Source organism: Lysinibacillus sp. EB271-A1-10B (genome assembly GCF_058791335.1).
The window spans coordinates 1-349 of sequence record NZ_JBYTDL010000052.1; the positions used below are offsets into that span (position 1 = coordinate 1).

3 tRNA genes are annotated in these 349 nt (G+C 47.3%); all 3 read left to right on the plus strand.

The window, feature by feature from the left end:
* Window positions 1-76: 76 nt before the first annotated feature.
* A tRNA-Trp gene (locus AC3WSK_RS26345) sits at window positions 77-150 on the plus strand.
* Window positions 151-166: 16 nt separating this feature from the next.
* Window positions 167-242, plus strand: a tRNA-His gene (locus AC3WSK_RS26350).
* Window positions 243-274: 32 nt separating this feature from the next.
* Window positions 275-347: transfer RNA gene (locus AC3WSK_RS26355), tRNA-His, on the plus strand.
* Window positions 348-349: the final 2 nt, after the last annotated feature.

Sequence of the window (349 nt, forward strand, 5' to 3'; positions counted from 1 at the left end):
CTAAACGCGGCGGACTGTAAATCCGCTCCTTAGGGTTCGGCGGTTCGAATCCGTCCCCCTCCACCAGTTTTTTTATAGGGGCATAGTTTAACGGTAGAATAGAGGTCTCCAAAACCTTTGATGTGGGTTCGATTCCTACTGCCCCTGCCAATTAATTAATTTCATGGCGGTTGTGGCGAAGTGGTTAACGCACCTGATTGTGGTTCAGGCATTCGTGGGTTCGATTCCCATCAGTCGCCCCATTTAATTTAAAATAATAAAATATAATAATATGGCGGTTGTGGCGAAGTGGTTAACGCACCTGATTGTGGTTCAGGCATTCGTGGGTTCGATTCCCATCAGTCGCCCA